11 protein-coding genes and 2 riboswitches are annotated in these 14,179 nt (G+C 76.0%); of the genes, 7 read left to right on the forward strand and 4 right to left on the reverse strand.

Translation table 11 applies throughout. The features are described 5' to 3' along the window. From ACGFZP_RS17205 to ACGFZP_RS17215, 3 genes are all read right to left on the reverse strand, one after another. A complete protein-coding gene (locus ACGFZP_RS17205) occupies positions 1–1,320 on the reverse strand; it encodes a methylaspartate mutase (protein ID WP_392933261.1) in 1,320 nt (439 codons plus the stop codon). Then, entirely contained in the window at positions 1,317–1,760 is a 444-nt protein-coding gene (locus ACGFZP_RS17210) for a cobalamin B12-binding domain-containing protein (RefSeq protein ID WP_392933264.1), read from the reverse strand. The genes ACGFZP_RS17205 and ACGFZP_RS17210 overlap by 4 nt, the downstream gene beginning before the upstream one ends. A gap of 289 nt (positions 1,761–2,049) precedes the next feature. Beyond that, the gene (locus ACGFZP_RS17215; RefSeq protein ID WP_392933266.1) at positions 2,050–3,360 is read right to left on the reverse strand and encodes a helix-turn-helix domain-containing protein; all 1,311 of its coding nucleotides are present in this window, start codon (positions 3,358–3,360) and stop codon (positions 2,050–2,052) included. 418 nt (positions 3,361–3,778) lie between these two features. Then, a riboswitch (cobalamin riboswitch) is annotated at positions 3,779–3,917 on the forward strand. 102 nt (positions 3,918–4,019) lie between these two features. Here ACGFZP_RS17215 and ACGFZP_RS17220 point away from each other — a divergent pair. Beyond that, a complete protein-coding gene (locus ACGFZP_RS17220; RefSeq protein WP_392933268.1) occupies positions 4,020–5,135 on the forward strand; it encodes a prenyltransferase/squalene oxidase repeat-containing protein in 1,116 nt (371 codons plus the stop codon). 20 nt (positions 5,136–5,155) lie between these two features. Next, entirely contained in the window at positions 5,156–5,623 is a 468-nt protein-coding gene (locus ACGFZP_RS17225; RefSeq protein ID WP_392933269.1) for a flagellar hook-length control protein FliK, read from the forward strand. Between the two features lie 73 nt (positions 5,624–5,696). Here ACGFZP_RS17225 and ACGFZP_RS17230 read toward each other — a convergent pair whose 3' ends face one another. Then, positions 5,697–7,040, reverse strand: a complete 1,344-nt coding sequence (locus tag ACGFZP_RS17230; RefSeq protein ID WP_392933272.1) for an ALF repeat-containing protein — start codon at positions 7,038–7,040, stop codon at positions 5,697–5,699. A gap of 227 nt (positions 7,041–7,267) precedes the next feature. Then, positions 7,268–7,428, forward strand: a riboswitch (cobalamin riboswitch). 103 nt (positions 7,429–7,531) lie between these two features. On the opposite strand from ACGFZP_RS17230, the gene ACGFZP_RS17235 reads away from it, so the two are divergent. From ACGFZP_RS17235 to ACGFZP_RS17255, 5 genes are all read left to right on the forward strand, one after another. Further along, complete coding sequence (locus ACGFZP_RS17235) at positions 7,532–9,187, forward strand: prenyltransferase/squalene oxidase repeat-containing protein (protein WP_392933274.1); 1,656 nt, start codon at positions 7,532–7,534, stop codon at positions 9,185–9,187. Next, positions 9,184–10,422 carry a hypothetical protein gene (locus ACGFZP_RS17240; protein WP_392933277.1) on the forward strand — a complete coding sequence of 413 codons (1,239 nt, stop codon included), beginning with the start codon at positions 9,184–9,186 and terminating at the stop codon, positions 10,420–10,422. The genes ACGFZP_RS17235 and ACGFZP_RS17240 overlap by 4 nt, the downstream gene beginning before the upstream one ends. Before the next feature lie 106 nt (positions 10,423–10,528). After that, the gene (locus ACGFZP_RS17245) at positions 10,529–11,671 is read left to right on the forward strand and encodes a CbiQ family ECF transporter T component (protein WP_392933511.1); all 1,143 of its coding nucleotides are present in this window, start codon (positions 10,529–10,531) and stop codon (positions 11,669–11,671) included. Next, positions 11,668–13,305, forward strand: a complete 1,638-nt coding sequence (locus ACGFZP_RS17250; protein WP_392933280.1) for an ABC transporter ATP-binding protein — start codon at positions 11,668–11,670, stop codon at positions 13,303–13,305. The genes ACGFZP_RS17245 and ACGFZP_RS17250 overlap by 4 nt, the downstream gene beginning before the upstream one ends. Next, positions 13,302–14,171 carry an ECF transporter S component gene (locus ACGFZP_RS17255; protein ID WP_392933283.1) on the forward strand — a complete coding sequence of 290 codons (870 nt, stop codon included), beginning with the start codon at positions 13,302–13,304 and terminating at the stop codon, positions 14,169–14,171. Before ACGFZP_RS17250 ends, ACGFZP_RS17255 begins: the two co-directional genes overlap by 4 nt. Positions 14,172–14,179: the final 8 nt, after the last annotated feature.

Raw genomic sequence — 14,179 nt, forward strand, 5'->3', positions numbered from 1 at the left:
TCAAAGTGAAGCGGATATGCCTGGTGCGGAGATCCCCGGTGGCGGGGGAGCGTGTGCGGCCCTGCCCGGGGCCTGCCGGGCGCGCTGGTCGTAGCTGCGCTGCACGTACGAGAGCGCGCCGAGGAGTTCGGCCGAGCCGAGGATCGGCGGGCGGCCGGTGTCCGCCGACCGGGCGATCGGCATCGAGCCGACCGCGGACCAGTGCAGCCGGCCGTCCGGCCCGAGCGCGCTGCGGGACCGGCCGGCGTTGTCCGGGTGCAGGCAGTACGGCACGTCGAGGTAGCCGGCCGCGAAGGCCCGTACCAGCGCCCGTCCGAGGTCGGCGTCCAGGCCGAGGACGGCCTCGATCAGCGCCCGGGCCTCGGCCTCGACGCCGGTGTCCGGCGGCTCCGGGGCGGGCGGGCGGCCGCGTTCGTCCGCGGCGGCGGCCGCGGCGGCCTCCAGCGCCTGGACGTTCTCACCGATGGTGGGGATCCGGTGCGCCTCGGCGGTGGTCTTGACGATCAGCCGCGCCGCGCCGGCGCGCACCGACAGCCGGGCGGCCTCCTCCAGCAGCAGCCTGGCCCCGCCGGGCGAGCGCGGGTACACCCCCATGTAGGTGTAGACGACGATGTGCCAGTCCACGTCCGGCAGCAGTTCGGCGGCGATCCGGCCGAGCGCCGTGAGGGCCTCCTCGTCCTGGCGCAGGTTCGCCTGCTGGGCGTAGCTGAGGGAGACGCTGCGCAGGCCGTGCTGCCGGAAGAACAGCGCCTCCAGCACGCTGATCGCGATCAGCAGGCCGGGCGGGCAGAGCTGGCCCATCATGCAGCCGCCGAACGTCTCCAGATGTGGTTCGGCGCCGAACTCCCGGATCGAGGCGAGGAGTTCGCAGCAGCGCTGCCAGCAGGCCACCGCCTCGTGCAGCGGCGTGCGGCTGTACGGCAGGCAGTACGAGACCGGACCGCCCTCGGTGGCGTCCAGGCCGGCCGCCAGCAGCGCGGCGAAGATCTTCTCCGGCAGCGCGGATCCGTGCCGGACCTGCACCGGGAACCCGGCGTCCGCGACCCCGCGCAACACTCCGCGGGTGACGTCCACCGGGTGGGTGGCGATCGGGTAGCCGTTGAGTCCGGCGCCCTCGGTCAGGGCCCGCCGGGCGGCGGCGTGGTCGCCGGTCCGAGTGTAGCTGTCCAGGGTGATCGTGCCGACCGTGACGGCGGCCGCCGCCCGGGTGGCGAGCAGGCCGTCGCGCATCAGCAGCGGGTCGCCCATGCCCATCCGGGGCTGGACCACCAGCGCGCCGGCCGCCCTGGCCTGCCCGACGAAGGTGCCGAACGCCGTCACAGCAGTACCCCGGAGTGCAGAGCCCGGACGAAGGTGCGGAACTCCTCCACCGACCCGCCCTCCTCGAAGACGCCGTCGAAGCCGGCCGTCAGCAGGGCCTGCGGACGGCCGGGGTCGTTGGAGCCGGCGATGCCGAGCTTGCCGCCGATCACGGTCGGGGTGCGCCGCAGCTCCGGGCGGGCCCGCAGGGCCGCGATCACCCGCAGGCCCTCCTGGTAGCCGTGCCCGTTGACGCTGCTGAGGACGATCAGGTCCGGCTCGATCCGGCGGCACTCGGCGACGATCAGTTCGTCCGGGACGCACGCGCCCAGATTGGTCACCCGGTGGCCGAGCTCCTCCAACAGCAGCTGAAGGAAGACCAGATTCCAGGTGTGGGAATCCGAGGCCATGGTCGTCACGACGACCTCCAGAGCGGACTTCTCGACCTTTCCTTGCTCCACGGCACAACCCTCGTCGGTAGAAATGGGAATCCTGGCCACCCCGGGAGTCCCCGGGTACTCGGACCGGCTGCCCGGCGGATCCGAATACCCGGGCCGCACCGACTTCCGCGGCCCCGGTGAGTGCTTGCCCGGAGAACGCTAGGCACGCCCCGCCCCCGCGACCGGCAGGTCGTCCGGCAAGATGCGGGCAGGATCGTCCGGCAGCCCGTCCGGCAGCCCGTCCGGCAGCCCGTCCGGCAGGATGCGGGCGGGATCGATCGGCAGCCCGTCCGGCAGGATGCGGGCGGGATCAGCCCGCCACCGCCTCCAGCAGCGGGTACACGTCGTGCCCGCCGCCGCGGGCGGCTCCGACCGGCGACAGCCAGCGCTCGCGCTCCTCCCGGCAGATCAGCCGGCAGAGGTTCAGCACCGTGAAGCGGACCCCGTCCTGGGCCGGCACACTGCGGATCAGCCCGCGGGACAGCAGCTCGTGCACCGCCCCGAGGCACTCCTGCGGGCTCCACCCGCTCAGCGCCACCGCGTCCTCGCCCGACCAGTCGCCGGGCTCGGCCGCGAGCAGGTCCAGCAGGGCTCGCTGACCGAGCGTCAGCCGCAGCAGCGCCGTGCCCAGGGACTCCCGGACGTCGCCGCGCCCGCTGTACGCCACCGGCGGCGAGGCGAACTGGAACGGACCGTCGGCCAGCCGGGCCACCAGTTGCCGGGGCGACTGCACCAGGGTCCAGGCGGCCGCGGGCTCCAGGGCGCCGGGCAGGCCGTCCAGGTGCCGGCAGAGCGCGGCGACCGCGGGCGCCTCCTCGGGCTCCAGCCGGAAGCCGGGCCGCAGCCGGCGGATGTGCGCGAGCAGCAGCCGCACCGCGCCGACCTCGGCCAGCGCGGCCGGATCGTGGTCCAGCTCGGGGCCGGGGGTGGGCAGCGGGGCCAGCGGGATCACCTGGCCGCCCGGCAGCGGCTGCGGCACCTGGGCGGTGATCAGCACCCGCAGGCCCGGGCAGCGGTGGAACAACCAGTCCAGCAGGGCCGGGTCGACCCCGTCGTCCGCGCCGTCCAGCACCAGCAGGGTGGGCCGGTCGCGGATCGTGCGGGCGAGCTCCTCGTGCCGGGCCCGGTCGGTGTCCGGACCTCTGCGGCAGTCCACCCAGTGCACCGACCAGCGGGCCGCGAGGTGCAGCCGCCGGGCCACCTCCAGGACCAGCCGGGTCTTGCCGACCCCGCCGAGCCCCACCACCGAGACCAGCCGGTCCCCGTGCACGGCGAGGGCGTCGGCCAGCACCTCGACCTCCACCTCCCGCCCGACGATCGCCCCGCGGGCCACGGGCGGCGCGGTCGGCTCGCCGTCCGGCTCCTCGCCCAGCACGCGCCGGCGCGCCGCCGCCTCGAACACCGAACGGTTGCGCCCCTCCAGCCGCAGCGCGTCCGCCAGCAGCCGAACCGTCTCCTGCCGCGGGCGCTGTACCCGCCCGCTCTCCATGTCGCGGATCGCCCGGACACTGAGGGTCGCGTGATCGGCCAGGCACTGCTGGGTCAGTCCGACCCGTTCGCGCCGTACCCTGAGCAACTCCCCGAATCCCGCCGTCGACTGCTCCGACTGACCGCCGTCCATGCCTCGTCTGCCTTCCGTGCGTTGGACAACAACGGAGGTCCGGTCGCTCTCGTCGAGCACCGCCCAGGTGCGCCGGTGGCGCGGGAGTCTCGCCCGGCCGTGGTGTGCCGAACGGATCCCGGTGGCTGGGCGGTGGCCGACTTGCCGGTTTCTCCGGGACCTGATGCTCCACGCAGCGGTTCTACGTCCGATCAACGGCCGATCACCGAGCCGATCACCGAGGCGGTCACCGAGGCGGTCACCGAATCGGCTGCCGGGCCGTTGAGCCATCGGCTTGCAGGTGCTGGACCAAAGGTGCGGTTCCACTCGCAGCTGCGGGGTGGATGGCGCGGGCCCGACCGCAGCTGCCGGGAGCAGGGCGGGCCGGGCACCGTCCCGGGCTGTGACGCAGCCGGGCCTTGACCCTGTCCCGGCGGCGCCGACATGATGAGCCGTCAATGTTCTGAACTCCGCCGACGGGGGAAGTCCGGTTCGAATCCGGCGCTGACCCGCAACGGTAGGCCGCCGACGACTGTCGGCGGCGAGCCCGAGTACCCGCCGGCGGAGCTGTGTGTCCCCTCCTCCCGTCGTGGTCTGCGGGCCGGAGCTCCGACGGCTGCCCGGCCCCGCCCGGCCGGTACCCGGTGGACCCCGTGCGCCCAGGCCCGGAAAGGCCTCCCATGCCCGTCCGCCACCGGACCCTCGGCCTCCTGGCGATACCCGCGCTGGTCCTCGGCGCCGTCCTGCCCGCCTCCACCGCCCATGCCGCCCCGGCCGCCGGCGCCTCCACCACCGGGTCGGCCGCCGCCACCGGGTCGGCCACCACCACCGGCTCGGCCGCCGCCACCCTGCGCCCGGACGCCGCCGCGGCCGGCTGGCTTGCCCGCCGACTGGTCGACGGCGACCACTTCGAGAGCGTCTTCGACGGCACCGCCTACCCGGACCAGGGCCTGACCATCGACGCCGTGCTGGCCTTCGCCGCCTCGGGCGGCTCCGACCAGGCCGCGGCCCGGGCCACCGCCTGGCTGGCCAGGCCCGAGATCCTGAGCGGATACCTCGGCGACGGCACCACCGAGGCCTACGCGGGCGCCACCGCCAAGCTGCTGCTGGCCGCCGAGGTCCGCGGCGAGAACCCGAAGGCCTTCGGCGGCGTCGACCTCCCGGCCCGGCTGCGCTCCCTGCTGAGCGCGAGCGGCCGCTTCTCCGACCGCTCGCAGTGGGGCGACTACAGCAACTCCTTCGGCCAGTCGCTCGCGCTGATCTCCCTGCAGCGCACGCCCGAGGGCGCCCCGGCCGCCGCCGTCGACTTCCTCGCCGGCACCCAGTGCGCCGACGGCGGCTTCCCCACCGCCTTCGGCCAGGCCGCCTGCACCGCCGACCCGGACGCCACCGCGCTGGCCGCGCAGGCCCTGGCGGCCACCGGCCGTACGGCGAAGGCGCAGGCCGGCCTCGGCTGGCTGACGGCCCACCAGAACGCCGACGGCGGCTTCGCGGCAGCCGGCGCCACCGCCTCGAACGCCAACAGCACCGGCCTGGCCACCGAGGCGCTGCTCTCCGCCGGGCGCCTCGCTCCGGGCCTCAAGGGCTGGGGCCGACTGGTCAAGTTCCAGCAGGGCTGCCCGGCGGCCCCCGAACTGCGCGGCGCCGTCGCCTACGACGCCACCGGCTTCAACGCCGCGACCGGCGTCCGCGCCACCGCCCAGGCCGTCCTCGGCCTCTCCGGCAAGGGCCTGGCCGAGCTCACCGCGCACGGCGCCCGCCCCGCCGACCCCGTCCTGGCCTGCCCGGCCCGCTGACCCGACAGGAGCCACACCAGATGAGCAGCACCATGCGCACGCGCCGCACCCTCGGTTCGCTCGCCGCCACCGCCGTCCTCACCGCAGGCCTGCTCGGCGCCTCCGGCGTCCAGGCCCCGCAGGCGAGCGCCGCCGCCTGCAGCGGCACGACCGGGGTCACCGTGGTGGTCGACTTCACCGCCCTGGGCGGCGGCATCGAGACGGGCTGCGCCGTCGGCGACCCGGCGAGCGGCCTGGCCGCGCTGACCGGCGCGGGGTTCCCGTACGCGTTCCACCCGCGCTTCCCGGGCTTCGTCTGCAAGATCAACGCCCTGCCGACCACCTGCACCAACCCGACCGGCACCGCCTACTGGTCGTACTGGCACGCGCAGCACGGCGGCGCCTGGTCGTACAGCAACCTGGGGGCGGGCGGCTACAACCCGGCGCCCGGCGAGGTCGAGGGCTGGTCCTTCGGCGCCGGCGCCCAGCCGGGCATCACCGCCCCCTGACGCCCGGCCTCGGCCCCTTCCCGCGGGAGGGGGCCGAGGGTTCGGGGCACCGGGGCGCGGAGGAGCCCCGTCGTCAGCGCTTGGCGGAGCGGCGGCGGGCGACGACCACCAGGGCGGCCCCGGCGGCGATGGCCGCGGCGCCGCCACCGATCTGCCAGTCGACCCCCTGGTCCGCCCCGGTGGTGGCGAGCCCGTCGGGGGCCGTGGCCGGCATGGCCGCAGGTGCCTGCGCGGTGGCGGCCGACGGGGCGGGCTTCGCCGTGCCGGGCACGACGCCGGCGGCCTGAACGGCCTGGGCGGTCTGCACCGTCTGGGCTGACTGTCCGGTCTGGGAGGCCGAGTGCTCCCCTCCCTTGACCGGCCCGGTGGGGCTCGCGGCCGCGGCCGCACCGGCCTCGTCCTCGGCCCGGGCCGTGTACTGGCCCTCCCTCAGGAAGGCGAGCAGGCCCGGGTAGCCGCCGTCGAGTGCGGCCTGCGCGGCCTTTCGGACGGCCGGGCCGCCCGCCTCCAGGATCTGGGAGACCTTCACCCGGTTGTCGCTCTCGCGCAGGAGTGCCAGCTCGGCCTCAAGGAAGCGGCGCAGGTCGGCGGGAGCGCCGTCGAGCGCCTTCCGGGCCGCCGCGCGGACGCGCGGGCCGGTCTCCTTGTCGGCGAGGACGGCGAGCACCTCGACCCGGTCGTCCTCGGCGCGGGCCGTGTACTGCTCCTCGTCCAGGAACGTGAGGAGGGCCTCGCGGGTGTTGGTCCGCAGGGCCCGGTCGGCGGCCTCCCGGACGGCGCGCCCGCCGACACCCGCGAGCTGGGCCACCTTGAGCCGGTAGTCGCTGACGCGGGCGTCCTCAAGGCCGGCCGCCAGGAAGTGCCGCAGCTCGGCGGCCGTGCCGTTGACGACCTTCCGGGCGGCGTCGCGGACGGCGTACCCGGTCTCCTGGGCATCGATGATCCGCTGGACCTCCGCGCGGTCGTCGTCCTCGGCGCGGGCCCTGGACCGGCCCGTCCTCAGGAACTCGACGACGTCCTGGTACGTGCCGTCGAGTGCGGCCTGCGCGGCCTTCCGGACGGCGGGACCGCCGGAGGCGAGCAGCCTGGAGACCTCGACCCGGTCGTCGTCCTGGCGCTGCCGGTCGAGTTCGGCCTCCAGGAAGTGCCGCAGCTCGGCGGCGGTGCCGTTGACCACCTTCTCGGCGGCGGCCCGAACGCCGGGCCCGGTCGCCGCGTCGGCCAGGATCCGCCGGATCTCGGCGCGGTCCCGCTCCTCCTGGGTCGCGTCGTGGTCCGTCGCGGTGCCGGTGGTCGTGTCCGGACCGGACACCCCGGCGGGCTTCGGCTGCTCGGAGGCCGAGGCGATCGTCGGGAACAGTACGGCGGGGGCGAGTGCAGCGGCGGCCAGGACGGCGGACACCTTGGGCAACTTCATCGAGCAAGACCTGCTTCTTGAGCGGTGGTCACGGGGAGAGTCCGTGCAACCCGTCAGCATAGATCTTTTCGTATGATCGTGATATCGACATTCTTTTGAGCCGCTGCGTCAACCTGGGCCTGTTTCGGGCGATTTGACCGGAAAAGTCCGACCCGGCCGAGGATGGCGGGCGTGCGCGGGCGCACGCCAGTGACCGCCCGTCGCACCGGGGAGGGACCACCGGGCGAAACGTTGACCGGCGATTGTGCGCCGTGGTCTGATGAAGCGTTTTTCCTCCTCGGCAGCAGGGGAAGCCGGTCCGAATCCGGCGCTGACCCGCAACCGTAGGCCTGGCCCCCGAGAGGGGCGCGGGCGAGCCGGAATGCCTGCGCCGAGGGTTGTCCAGCAACACGAGCGCCGTCGCGGACTGCGGTGCGACGGTGACGGCTGCCCCGGTACGGGCACGCCGTTCGCTGCGCACGGCCCCGCGTCGACCGACTGGGGAGTGTCCGGTGAAGGTCCGCAGCACCCGTACGAGCGGCAGAGACCGCCGCACCCTGTCCCTCGCAGCGGCCACCGCGTTCGCCGTGGCGGCGGGCAGCGCCGTCCTGCTCGGCCACCCCGGCTCCGCCGCCGCGCTCCCCTCGCCCCCGCCCCCGCCCTCGGCGGCCGGCACCCGGGCGCCGCACGCCGGCGCGCTCGTCCACTCCGCGCAGGCGGACGGCCGGACACCCGACCTCGCCAAGGGCTCCGGCTACCTCACCGACCCGGCCCGGCTGCTCGGCGGCCACTACTACGAGGCCTTCCCCGACTCCGGGTTCGCCGACTTCGGCCTCACCGTCGACGCGGCCTTCGCCCTCGCCGCCACCGGCACCGACGACCCGGCGCTGCGCCGGATCGCCGACTTCCTCGACGGGCGCGGCACGGACGGCAGCGGCCGCACCGCGGACGACTGGACGGGGATCGGCACCGAGTACGCGGGCGGCGGCTCGATCGGCAAGGAGGCGCTGCTGGCCGAGGTGGTCGGCCGGGACCCGCACCACTTCGGCGGACAGGACCTGATCGCCGCACTGGCGGGGACGGTCTGCGCCGCGCCCAGCACCGCACCCGACACCGCCTGCGCGGCGGCCGGCAACTACACCTACGCCACCTCGGTGTTCTCCCAGGCGCTCGGCGTCATGGCGCAGCTGCGGGCGGGGGAAACCGCGGCCGCCGCCGGCCCGGCCGGCTACCTGAAGAGCCTTCAGCACGCCGACGGTTCGTGGCCCAGCCTGATCCCCGCCACCGGGGACTCGGACGTGGACAGCACCGCGATGGCCGCGATGGCCCTCGCCCTGCTCGCCGACGACCCCGCGGCGCGGCAGGCGGTGGACCGGGCGGCGGCGTGGATCGCCGGCCGGCAGCTGGCCGACGGCGGCTTCCCCGGAGCGGCCGGGGACTCCACCAACTCCGCGGCCCTCGCCGTCCAGGGCCTGGGCCTGCGGGCCGCCTCGTACAGTGCGGAGATCGCCCGGGCCCGGGACTTCCTGACCGGGCAGCAGAACCCGGACGGCGGCTTCAACGTCGCGGCCGGGGGCCAGCAGGGCTCGGACGTCCGGGCCTCCACCCAGGCGCTGGGCGGTGCGGTCGGGACCTCCTTCGGGGCGCTGAGCCGCCCACTCGACGGGACCCAGCCGACCGGTTCGCCCTCGCCGACGGCCACGGGCTCTCCGACGGCCACGGGCTCGCCGACGGCCACGGGCTCTCCGACGGCCACGGGCTCTCCGACGGTGACTCCTTCGCCCACGGTGACCACGTCGCCCACCGCGACGGCGTCGCCCACGGAGACCACGCCGCCGACCGCGTCCCCGAGTGCGACCGCGTCGCCGACCACGACCGGGACCGCCCCGACCGCCACGCCCTCCGGGTCCGCCCCGCCCGCTGTCGGCGCCCCTGTTGACACCCCAGCCCCCGGCCGGACAGCCGACCGCCCGGGCCCCGGCGGGCACACCGCGTACCCCGCCACGCCGGTCCGCCTCGACGTGCCCGCGCCCGCCGGCTCCGGCCTCGCGAGCACCGGCACCGAGGTGGAGCCGCTCGCCCTGACGGCCCTGGCCCTGCTGCTGGCCGGCGGCGGCGCCGTCGCCTACGCCCGCCGTTCCCGTTCGTCCGCCGGGAGGCACCGGTGAACCGCTCGACGCCCAACCGGCCGGCCGGAGTCCTGGCCGTGCTGACCCTGCTCGCCGCCGTACTCGGCCTGGCGGGCTCGGCGGCGGCCGACCCGCTGCCCATCGGCCGCTGCACCACGAGCTCCGGGGTGGTGCTCGCGGTGGACCTCGGCAGGTGGGGCGGCCCGCTGCTGCGCTCCTGCGGCACCACCCCGACCACCGGGTACGCCCTGCTCAACCAGGGCGGCTGGCGGACCGCCGGCACCGGGCACGACGGCCCGGCGTTCATCTGCCGGATCGGCTACAGCGGGTACCAGGGCGGCAAGCAGTTCCCGCCGCCCGAGCAGGAGAAGTGCGTGCTGACGCCGCCCGCGACGGCGTACTGGTCCTACTGGCATGCCGACCCGGGTGAGAACACCTGGTCGTACAGCCAGCTCGGGGCGATGAGCTACCACCCGAAGCCGGGCGGCGTCGACCTGTGGATCTTCGGTGCAACCGACCTCGAGGGCACCCAGGGGCGCCCGGCGTACGCGCCCGACACCGTCCGGGCGCTCAACGCCGACCCGGTGGGCGAGGGCACCGGAGGTGCCGGGTCGGGCAGTGCCGCGGGCGGTTCGACCGGCACGGCCGGTACGACCGGGTCCTCCGGCTCGACCGGCTCGACCGGCTCCGCAGGATCCTCCGGCTCGACCGGATCCACCGGCTCCACGGGAGGGGCCGGATCCACCGGCTCGGCCGGCGGCTCCGGAGCCGGTCAGGGAACGGCCACCGGCGGTACGTCCGCCGGTGGTGCGACCGGCGGCGGCACGGCGGGCAGCGGTGCCGCCGCCGGCGGCGGGGGAGGCGCGGCCACCGGTGGATCCGCTGCCGGCGGCACCGGGCGCAAGCCCGTCCCCGTCCCGTCCACCGCCGCCCGGACCACGCCGCCGCCCGCCACCGGCACGGCCCCGGACGCCACGGCCACCGAGCCGCCGCCCGCCGACCCCTCGCCCGAGCAGCCCGCTGCGGACCCGGCCGCCGCCGTGACGCCCACCGACACCCCGGCCGCCACTGCGACCGACACCCCGGAGACCGCGTCTCCCACGGCCGCCCCGTCGCCGTCCGGCACCTCCCGGGTGGTGGACGCCGATCCGGTCGCCGACGCACCGCACGACGCGGGCTCGATCGCCCCCGGCCTGGTCGCCGTGGCGATCGTCCTCGGGCTCGGCCTCGCCACGCTGTTCGCCGCCCGGCGGCGCCGCCGACAGGCGGACTGATCCCGTGTCGACCCAGCGCCCCGCCGAGCACACCCCGCGCCCCGCCGAGCGCACCCCCCATGCCGCAGAGCGGTCCCCGCGCCGAAAGGAGTCCGGGGGCCGCCGGGTGCCGCGCTCCCTGCACCCGCTGGCCTGGTGGATCTGGGCCCTGGCCCTCGCCACCGCCGCGGGCCGCACCACCAACCCGCTGATCCTGCTGACCGTCCTCGCCGTGCTCGGCTACGTGGTCACCGCCCGCCGCACCGAGGCCCCCTGGGCCCGCGGCTTCCGCTACTACCTGTGGCTGGCACTGGCCGTGGTGGCGATCCGGGTGGTGTTCCGCTGCGTCTTCGCCACCGGCATCACCCCGCAGGACCACCTGTTGTTCTCCCTCCCGCACATCCCGACGCCCGCCTGGTACGCCGGGATCGAGATCGGCGGCCCGGTCTCGCTGGAGGCCACCCTCTCCGCGGCCTTCGACGGACTGCGCCTGGCCTGCCTGCTCTGCTGCATCGGCGCGGCCAACACCCTGGCCAACCCGAAGCGGGCGCTGCGGGTGCTGCCGGGCGCCCTCTACGAGCTGGGCGTGGCCGTGACGGTCGCGGTCAGCGTCGCCCCCCAGCTCGTCCAGAGCGTCCAACGGGTCGCCCGGGCCCGGCGGTTGCGCGCCGGAGGCCGGTCCGGGGTGCGGGCGATGCGCGGCATCGTGGTCCCCGTCCTGGAGGACGCGCTGGACCGCTCGCTGCGGCTCGCCGCCGCCATGGACTCGCGCGGCTACGGCCGTTCGGGCACCGCGACCCGGCGCTCCCGCCGGGCCACCGGAGCGCTGATGCTGGCCGGCATGGCCGGGCTCTGCGCGGGTGTGTACGGCCTGCTCGACGGCACCGCACCCGCCCTGCTCGGCCTGCCCGCCCTGGCCGGCGGCGCGGCACTCTGCTGCGCCGGCCTGGTGCTCGGCGGCCGCCGGGTCAGCCGCACCGGCTACCGGCCCGATCCGTGGCGGGCCGCCGAGTGGGGCGTCGCGGCCTGCGGTGTGCTCGCCGCCGTGGTCCTGTTCGCCACCGTCGGGTACTCCGCGACCGAGCTCAACCCCTCGCTCCACCCGCTCGTCTGGCCGCCGCTGCCGGCCGTCCCGACGGCCGCCGTGCTCCTCGCGGGCGCCGCCGGACTGATCGCCCCGCAGCCCGAGCGCGGCCCCGCGCGCGCCGCGGTGCCCGCCCCGAGGTCCGCCCGACCGTCCGACCGCACGCCCGCCGAGGTGGCCAAGTGATCCGTTTCGACCACGTCGCAGTCCAGTACGAGGGCGCCGCCGAACCGGTGCTGCGCGATGTGGACCTGTACGTCCCGGAGGGCGAGCTCTGCCTGGTGGTCGGGAGGACCGGCGCGGGCAAGTCCACCCTGCTCGGCGCCGTGAACGGCCTCGTCCCGCACTTCACCGGCGGCACCCTGCGCGGCAGCGTCACCGTCGATGGCCGGGATACCGCCGAGCACCCGCCACGGGAGCTCGCCGACGTGGTGGGCGTGGTCGGCCAGGATCCGTCGGCCGGCTTCACCACCGACACGGTGGAGGAGGAACTCGCCTACACCATGGAACAGTTGGCAATCCCGCCGGAGGTCATGCGCAAGCGCGTGGAGGAGACCCTGGATCTGCTCGGCCTGGCCGAGCTGCGGCACCGCGCCCTGCACGAGCTCTCCGGTGGACAGCAGCAGCGGGTGGCCATCGGCTCGGTGCTCACGGCGCACCCGCGGATCCTGGTGATGGACGAGCCGACCTCCGCCCTCGACCCGACCGCCGCCGAGGAGGTGCTCGCCGCCGTCACCCGGCTGGTGCACGACCTCGGCGTCACCGTGCTGCTCGCCGAGCACCGCCTGGAGCGCGTCGTCCAGTACGCGGACCGGGTCGCCTACCTGCCCGGCGACGGCACCGTCGTGCACGGCCCGCCCGCCGAGGTCTTCGCCCGTACGGCCGTCGCGCCCCCGGTGGTGCACCTCGGCCGGCTGGCCGGCTGGCAGCCGCTGCCGCTCTCCGTGCGCGACGCCCGCCGGGCCGCCGCCCCGCTGCGGGAGCGGCTCGCCGCCGAACCCCTACCGCCGCCGCGCCGCCCGCCGGGCGAGGGCGAGGAGGTGCTCACCGCGCGCAAGGTGGTCGTCCGGTACGGGCCGGTCGCCGCCGTCCGGGAGGTCGACCTGGAGCTGAGGTCCGGGCAGGTCACCGCGCTGATGGGCCGCAACGGCTCCGGCAAGTCCTCGCTGCTCTGGGCCCTGCAGGGCTCCGGCCCCCGGCAGGCGGGCACCGTGCGGGTCACCGCGGCGGGCCGCGGCGGCGACCCGGGGCGGCTGTCCGCCGCCGAGGCGCGGCGCCTGGTCGGCCTCGTCCCGCAGACCCCGACCGATCTGCTCTACCTGGAGTCCGTCACCGAGGAACTCGCCCAGGCGGACCGGGAGTCGGCCACCGCCGGCGGTCCGTCCGCGCGGGAGGTCCTGGACCGGCTGGCACCCGGCATCGCGGGCGGGACGCACCCGCGCGACCTCTCCGAAGGGCAGAAGCTCGCCCTGGTGCTGGCCGTCCAACTCGCCGCCGCGCCCCGGGTGGTGCTGCTCGACGAGCCGACCAGGGGCCTGGACTACCAGGCGAAGGAGGCGCTGATCCGGATCGTCGACGGGCTCGCGGCCGAGGGGCGCAGCGTCGTGGTCTCCACCCACGACGTGGAGTTCGTGGCCGCCGCGGCGGACCGGGTGGTGGTGATGGCCGAGGGCGAGGTGGTCGCCGACGGTTCGACCGCCGAGGTGATCGTCGCCTCGCCGACCTTCGCCCCCCAGACGGCCAAGGTGCTGGCGCCGCTGCCCTGTCTCACCGTGCGCCAGGTGGAAGAGGCGCTCCGGACGACGGCGGGTGCGCGGTGACGGCGGCCCGGGCGGCCGCCGTCCGCATCCCCGGCCGGGCGCGGATCGTGGTGGCGTGCGCCGCCTTCATCGGCGTGGTCGCGTTCTGCTGGCCGTTCGTGGTCGCGCCGGGGGCGTTCGGGTCCTCCTACGCCCCGCCGCTGATCTTCGGGGCCCTGCTGGTGCTGGTGCTCGCCGTCGTGATCGCGGAGATCTCGGTCGGCGGGATCGACGCCAAGGCGCTCGCCATGCTGGGCGTGCTCTCCGCCGTCAACGCCGGGCTGCGGCCGCTCGGCGCGGGCACCGCCGGGGTCGAGACGGTCTTCTTCGTCCTGGTCCTGGCCGGGCGGGTCTTCGGCCCCGGCTTCGGGTTCACCCTGGGGTGCACCTCGCTGTTCGCCTCCGCGCTGCTGACCGGCGGCGTCGGCCCCTGGATGCCGTACCAGATGTTCGGCTGCGCCTTCGTCGGGATGCTCGCCGGGCTGCTGCCGAGGGTGCGCGGGCGGTGGGAGACCGGGCTGCTCGCGGTCTACGGTTCGCTCTCCGGCTATCTCTTCGGCTTCCTGCTGAACCTGTCCTTCTGGCCGTTCTCGCTCGACCCGGGCAGCTCCATCGCCTATCTGCCCGGCCTGCCCTTCACCGAGCAGTGGCACCGCTACCTGCTCTTCGACCTGGCCACCTCGCTGGGCTGGGACACCGGCCGGGCCGTCACCAACCTGATCGCGATCCTGGTGGTCGGACCGGCCGTACTCACGGTGTTCCGCCGGGCCGCCCGTCGCGCCAACTTCGAGCCCCGGGTGCGGTTCGAGCCCGGTGCGCCGGTCGCCTCACCGGTCGCCTCACCGGTCGCCCCACCTGGCCCCGGGGCGGCGGAGGGCGCGCACTGAGGACGGGC

The organism is Kitasatospora sp. NPDC048239, assembly GCF_043202015.1.
Lineage (GTDB): Bacteria > Actinomycetota > Actinomycetes > Streptomycetales > Streptomycetaceae > Kitasatospora.

Coding starts and splice junctions, on each gene's coding strand:
- ACGFZP_RS17215 (WP_392933266.1), bottom strand. CDS start 3,360: ATGGACGGCGGTCAGTCGGAGCAGTCGACGGCGGGATTCGGGGAGTTG.
- ACGFZP_RS17220 (WP_392933268.1), top strand. CDS start 4,020: ATGCCCGTCCGCCACCGGACCCTCGGCCTCCTGGCGATACCCGCGCTG.
- ACGFZP_RS17225 (WP_392933269.1), top strand. CDS start 5,156: ATGAGCAGCACCATGCGCACGCGCCGCACCCTCGGTTCGCTCGCCGCC.
- ACGFZP_RS17230 (WP_392933272.1), bottom strand. CDS start 7,040: ATGAAGTTGCCCAAGGTGTCCGCCGTCCTGGCCGCCGCTGCACTCGCC.